Origin of the sequence: Rothia sp. HMSC071C12 (genome assembly GCF_001813895.1) — a bacterium.
GTDB lineage: Bacteria > Actinomycetota > Actinomycetes > Actinomycetales > Micrococcaceae > Rothia > Rothia mucilaginosa.
On record NZ_KV814378.1, the window covers coordinates 74,586 to 81,148 of the forward strand.

4 protein-coding genes are annotated in these 6,563 nt (G+C 59.1%); 1 reads left to right on the forward strand and 3 read right to left on the reverse strand.

What is annotated here, in order from left to right:
• Positions 1-22 precede the first annotated feature (22 nt).
• Positions 23-1,132, reverse strand: coding sequence for a signal recognition particle-docking protein FtsY (ftsY, locus tag HMPREF2942_RS08080; RefSeq protein WP_070688822.1), 1,110 nt, complete (start codon positions 1,130-1,132; stop codon positions 23-25).
• Positions 1,133-1,312: 180 nt separating this feature from the next.
• On the opposite strand from ftsY, the gene HMPREF2942_RS08085 reads away from it, so the two are divergent.
• Positions 1,313-2,731: an MFS transporter gene (locus HMPREF2942_RS08085; RefSeq protein ID WP_049357068.1), complete on the forward strand. Its 1,419-nt coding sequence runs from the start codon at positions 1,313-1,315 to the stop codon at positions 2,729-2,731.
• Positions 2,732-2,814: 83 nt separating this feature from the next.
• Here the strand turns inward: HMPREF2942_RS08085 and HMPREF2942_RS08090 are convergent, their stop codons facing one another.
• A complete protein-coding gene (locus tag HMPREF2942_RS08090; RefSeq protein ID WP_141755603.1) occupies positions 2,815-3,852 on the reverse strand; it encodes a hypothetical protein in 1,038 nt (345 codons plus the stop codon).
• A gap of 706 nt (positions 3,853-4,558) precedes the next feature.
• Positions 4,559-5,980, reverse strand: coding sequence for a hypothetical protein (locus tag HMPREF2942_RS08095; protein WP_070688824.1), 1,422 nt, complete (start codon positions 5,978-5,980; stop codon positions 4,559-4,561).
• Positions 5,981-6,563 lie beyond the last annotated feature (583 nt).

Below are 6,563 nucleotides of genomic sequence, written 5' to 3' on the forward strand. Positions count from 1 at the left end.
TTCTCGGCGGAGTATGAGGATGTTAGTCCAGCAGCGCGTCCACGAATGCTTCCGGGTCGAACGGCGCCAGGTCGTCCGGGCCTTCACCCAGGCCGATGAGCTTGACGGGAACGCCGAGCTCCTCCTGGATAGCGACCACGATGCCGCCCTTTGCGGTGCCGTCAAGCTTGGTGAGCACGATACCGGTGACGTCCACGATATCGCCGAAGACCTTCGCCTGAACCATACCGTTCTGGCCGGTGGTCGCGTCAATCACGAGCAGAACCTCGGTGACCGGCGCTTCCTTCTCAATCACGCGCTTGATCTTGCCGAGCTGATCCATCAGACCGGACTTGTTCTGCAGGCGGCCAGCAGTGTCCACGAGCACGGTGTCGACGCCCTGCTCCTTGCCAGCCTTCACGGCATCAAACGCGACGGATGCGGGGTCGGCGCCTTCCTTCTCGGAACGCACGGTCTTCACGCCCACGCGGTCACCCCAGGTGGTCAGCTGCTCGGAGGCGGCCGCACGGAACGTATCCGCGGCACCCAGGAGCAGGGTCTGACCGTCAGCAACCATCACGCGGGCAATCTTACCGACGGTCGTGGTCTTACCGACGCCGTTCACGCCAACGACCAGCACCACGCCGGGGTTGCCGTCGCTACCGGCGGTCTTCAGTTCGCGGTCCATGTCGGGGCGAACAATCTTCACGAGCTCTTCGCGGAGCATCTTCTTCACGGCGGCGGGGTTACTCGTACCCTCAACGCGCACGCGCTGCTGCAGCGCCTCCACCAGGCGGGTAGTCGGCTCGGAACCGAGGTCGGCGAGCAACAGGGTCTCTTCCACTTCGTCCCAGACGTCCTGGTCGATGCGGTCGCGGGAGAGCAGAGCCAGCAGGCCCTTGCCGAGCATGTTGTTGGAGCGTGCCAGGCGGGCACGCAGGCGCACCAGGCGACCCGCGGACGGGTCGGGCATATCAAGTTCAATAGCGCGAGGTGCCGAGCTTTCGGGTTGTTCCGCCGATCCGCCGGAGGCCTTAGCCGCCTCCTGACGCAAAGACTGCAGGTCCGCGGTCTTCTTGGGTCGGCGCAGAACGGCGAAAAGTACACCGGCGATAACCAGTACACCCAGCACGATTGCGCAGATTATCATCATCGTTTCGTTCACACTACTAGCTTACCGGTTTGGGCGGTTTGGCTGGTCGAGGTGACGCGCATGCCCGGCTGTCGGCGGAGTAGACTGGACACTGTTAAGTTTTTTAGCCGAACACATGGTTGACAGTTGCGGGTGGGGCCCGCGGCTGCCGCACGGCACCGCACGATTTCGAGGATGAACATGAGGAACCCTGCCAAAACACCGCCTGTTTTTGACCCGCGCACGATTGACCCGAATCGTGTGCCGACCGGCTTGAAGGTTCTGATTGCTGCCTCGTTCATGATTGCGGTGGGTTTTGGTTTGGTGGCGCCGGTGCTGCCGAACTATGCGCAGAACTTTAATGCGACGGTCACTATGGCGACGATGGTGGTTTCTGCGTTGGCGATTACGCGCCTGATTTTTGCGCCGTCGGCGGGTCAGATGATTACCCGGTGGGGTGAGCGTCCGGTGTACACGATTGGCATGCTGATTGTGTCGGTGACGTCGTTCATGATTGCGTTTGCCTGGGATTATTGGGTTCTGCTGGGTTCGCGTGCGGTGGCGGGTATCGGCTCGGTCATGTTCACGGTCTCTGCGATGGGTCTGCTGGTACGCCTGTCCCCGGCGCATATGCGCGGCCGTATTTCGGGTTATTATGCGACGGCGTTCCTGCTGGGTAACCTGCTGGGCCCGGTGATTGCGAGCGCGCTGGCGCCGTTTGGTATGCGTGCGCCGTTCATTGTGTATGGTTTTTCGCTGCTGGCGGCGGGCCTGATTGTGTGGTTCTTGATGCCGTCGCAGGCGGCGCTGGAGGCGGAGCGCGACGCGATTATGGAGGCGGCGGCACTGGCTGAGGGTAAGGGCACCGGGGTGCTGCCGTCGGCGGCGCCTTCCCCTGCTGACACTCAGGCTGGCGCATCCGGCAAGGCGGCTAAGCCTGCTGCATCCGGCGGCGCTGCGGGTAAGAGTGACCTGCCTGCGATGACGGTTCGTGACGCGTTGAAGTTCTCGAATTACCGTTCTGCGCTGGTGTCGAACTGGGCGATTGGCTGGTCGGTGTTTGGTGTGCAGTCGTCGATTATTCCGTTGGCGGCGGCGTATTTGGCGACTGGTGGCGATATGTCGAATTCGGTTGCGGGTACTTTGTTGGCGTCTTTGGCGATGGCGACGAACTCGTTTGGTAATGCGTTGACGCAGACGTTCTCGGGTCGTTTTTCGGATCGTTTTGGTCGCCGTGTGATGGCGTTTTCGGGTCTGCTGTTGGCGGGTTCTGCGGTGACGTTTATGGGTTTCGCGCCGGTGGCGTGGGTGTTTGTGTCGTTGACGGCGTGCCTGGGTATTGGTGCGGCGTTTATGGGTCCGTCGATTCAGGCTGCGGTGTCTGATGTGATTGGTACTCGCCGCAGTGGTGGCCAGGTGTTGGCGGTGTATCAGATGTTTAGTGATTTTGGTATGATCCTGGGCCCGCTGGTGGCTGGCATGATTGCGGATGCGTGGGGTTTTGTTCCGGCGTTCATTATCAGTGGTTTGTTGTTGGTGGCGGCGGCGTTTACGTGGGCGCCGTTCCGTAAAGCGCGCTGGCCAAAGGATATTGCGGACGCGGACTATACGGGCCGCTAAGCACTCTATAACATGTGAAAAGCCGGTGTCCGGTTCCTGTTGCGTGACAGGAACCGGACACCAGCTTTTAATCTATATGAGATTTAGGGAACGAGTACAATGATGCCAGCCATTATCTGATCACCCCAGAGAATCAAAATCCAGGGAATAGACAGCGCCATGCCTAATGCAACCAGCACGGGACGGTACCAGCGGCTCTTCGGCAGGTATGCCGATACCAGCAGCGCCAGCGGAAACAGCGGCAGCAGAATGCGGATGGTAGAGGAAATCGGGAGCCAGAAGATAAAAAGATACCCCATGTAGCATCCGGTCCACAGCCACAGAGCGGGGTGGATTAGGGAACGACTAAACTTACGGGAAATCCAGTAATAGAAACCCACCACTGCCATAATAACGATTATTGCAACAACAATCTTGGGAAGCACACCACCAAGGTAGTAGTAGATGCGCAGAATCCACTGAATGAAGAACTGGTGGCCTTCGCCGGGTTTGCGGTTACTCCATCCCAGCTCCGTCGCAAAATATGCGTCCATACGCCCTGTTCGCAGAGCAGCATGTAGAGGGTGTACGAACGCGAAGAAACAGACGAACAACGCGCTTATAAGCTGCCCGAACCTGCCCCGGAAGGAGCCCCACGCATCTGACAGTGCAGAGTGCGATGCATCCTCGATACGACGGCGACGGTAGTCGTTCACCGTACACCACAGCCACCACAGACCAACAAAGGCACCGAGGGGTACGCCGACCGGGCGGGATAGTGCGGCGAGGAGCGCTACTGGGAGCAGCATGAGGTATCGGCCGCGGAGTACGCACCATACGCTCAGTGCAATCAGTAGGACGGATAGTGCTTCCGCGTAGCCGGTGATGAAGACGGGGCTGGCCATGCTGAAGGCGTACACTGCGACGGCCCATAGTGCGAGGCGGTTGCGGGACTCGTCCCCTACGAGGGCGCGGGTGTCGAAGATGCCGCGGTCACGCCAGTTGAGGCAGCCGATGAAAAGGCGGTGCAGAACATAAGCCAGGGTAAAACCTGCCACGATGGTCAAAGCAAGCGCTGCTACACGGTATCCGATACCGAACGTATCGGCAACACCACCAGCAATGAGGGGCTGTAATGGCATGAAGGCCCAGGTATTGTTGTCCACCGTGCCATCTGGACGCATGGGCAAATGCTGAGGATACCAATTGGTATAAATACGCTCGTAGAGGTCGGCATCCCATTTACTCAGGAACCCGAGGAGATCACCGCGCCGGCTTGCACCAACGAGGTGGTTATTTTTGTGTTGCTCATGTGCAACAAGAAAAATGGCAAGATGAAAAACACAGGCAGCTGCCCAAATCAGCAGTGCAGAAACCCACGTACGGCGAGCAGGTAACAACCTTTGCTCAGAAGAAGTGTCAGCTCCAGAAGACTTAGCACCCCGGTCATCAAGAACAGGCACAGGACCAGTCAGAAAACCAGAAAAGAGCTTAGAAAAGACGGAGGACGGAGCAATCCATCCAAGATGTTTAGTCATAAGTATTCTCAATGTGTCAGTGTGAGTGATAATCGGCATCTCAACCATTTCAGCTCTCCGCCACGACGGACAGCATGCACTATACAGCCGGATATGCAGTGCATTTTAGTGAAATGTCCTCCATAGATTATCAGTTATTAACCCACCAGACACGTATAACAAACTCTCCACCTGTAATCTACCCATAGATTTATATCACAGGGCACCTGGTGGCTTGTTAAAAGACTACAGAAAAGCCGGTACCTGCGAGGGAACAGGCACCGGCTTTATATGTGCGAGAGGCAAGCCAGCAGAACAAGCTAACCCACTTTTAGGGCAGCAGCCAGACGGGGCCAATCACGTCCGGGCCGCCCCAGAGTAGGCGCATCCACAGGGCGGAGCCGAGCAAGCCCATCAGCACCAGCAGGAGGCGGTACATGCGGCTCTTCGGCAGGTAGGCGGCGACCAGCAGCGACAGGGGGAACAGCGGCAGCAGAATACGTACGGTGGATGACGTCGGGAGCCAGAAGATGAACAGGTATCCGGCGTAGCAGGCGGTCCACAGCCACAGGGCGGGGTGCAGTAGGGTGCGGGTGAATTTCTGCGACATCCACCAGTAGAAGCTCAGGATGAGGAGCACCAGGGCGGCCCACATGATGATGGCGGGTACGGAGCCCACATAGTAGAGGTTGAATTGGTGGACCCACTGGGCGAAGTACTGGTGACCGTCTTCGACCTTGCGGAAGCTCCAGCCGAGTTCCGTGGCGAGGTACGCGTCGGGACGTCCGGTACGCAGAGCCGCGTGCAGGGGGTGCACGAATGCGAAACTGCAGACCAGTAGCGCGCCGAGGAGCTGACCGAGGCGTCCACGGAACGCAGCCCACGCATCCGACAGGACAGACTGCGAGGAGTCATCGGAGCGGCGGGCAAGATAGTCAGAAACGGTGCACCAGAACCACCAGAGGCCTACGAACGCGCCGAGTGGTACACCCAGCGGGCGGGACAGCGCCGTCAGAAGTGCCACGGGCAGAAGCAGGATGTAGCGGCCACGCACCACACACCACACACTCAAGGCAAGGAGCAGAGTGGAAAGAGCCTCGGCGTAACCGGTGACGAAGATGGGGCTCGCGGGGCTGAATGCGTACACGGCGAGCGCCCACAGGGCGATGCGGTTTCGGGATTCGTCGCCAACGAGTGCGCGGGTGTCGAAGGTGCCGCGGTCACGCCAGTTCAGGCTACCGATGAAGAGACGGTAGAGCACAACAGCCAGGGCGAGGCCGGCGGCGAGGCTGACTCCGACTGCGGCGAGGCGGTACTCGATGCCGAAAATGTCAGCGACTTTGCCGCTGATCATTGAGTGGAGGGGCATGAATGCCCAGGAGTTGAAGGATACGGACCCGTCGGCGCGCAGGGGTAGTTCGGTGGGGTACCACTCCTTGTAGATGCCCTGGTACCAGCCGGCGTCCCAGATGTTGAGGTAGGAGAGGAGGCCGTTGTGGTTTTTGTTTTCGTGGCTGAGGGGGTTTCGCTGGTCTTCTGCGAGCGAGTATGCGAAGGTGCCGAGGTGGGTTGCGCTGGCTAGTGCCCAGATGATGAGGGCGGGGATCCAGGTGCGGTAGGCGGCCAGTTTCTGGGGGTTGGCGACGTGTTCGGTATTACTCATCTTAGTTTTTGTGGAGGGGCGCTGCGCTTCAAGGGCAGGCACGGGACCGGTAGAGGAGCCGGAAGATAGGTCGCGTTCGATGAAGGACACAGGTTTTCCTGGGGATTGAGCCATAAGTATTCTCGCGAGTGTAGTGTGGACGCATGATGGACATTCTGGCGCCGTATCAGTTGAATCGTGTCTATTAGATGTGGCGGGTGCTGCCCAGTCCAAAGCGGGTGGTGCAGTTTGGTGAAATATCCATGTGTAGACTATCAACGAACTGACTGCGCCTCAATGTGAACGCGCTATTCCTGCTAATTATGACGAAAGAGATGAGTGAAGCCGGTGCCTGCGAGGGAGCAGACACCGGCTTTATGTGTGTGAGAGGTAAGCTAACAGAACAAGCCAACAACATGGAACCCCAGAGCCAGGTGAGCTAACAGCAACACCCAACCCCCAGACCAACCCATCTATATCTTCCTCCGGTGGGATAGGCGACCTAGAGGGCGTACCGGACACGCGAAGCGGGGGCTCCGTCCTCAAGGCGCCCCAGCGCCGCAGAGGGGGCACTCCCCCGCGAGCGGCGTCCGGTACGCCATCTCAAACAACTAACCCACGGAAGCCTCACTCCCCCGCGAGCGGCGTCCGGTTATGCCTTCTCAAACAACTAACCCACGGAAGCCTCACTCCC

What these genes read in the sequence shown, in the direction of transcription:
- HMPREF2942_RS08085 (WP_049357068.1), top strand. Translation starts at nt 1,313, where the DNA reads ATGAGGAACCCTGCCAAAACACCGCCTGTTTTTGACCCGCGCACGATT.
- ftsY (WP_070688822.1), bottom strand. Translation starts at nt 1,132, where the DNA reads ATGATGATAATCTGCGCAATCGTGCTGGGTGTACTGGTTATCGCCGGT.
- HMPREF2942_RS08090 (WP_141755603.1), bottom strand. Translation starts at nt 3,852, where the DNA reads ATGCCATTACAGCCCCTCATTGCTGGTGGTGTTGCCGATACGTTCGGT.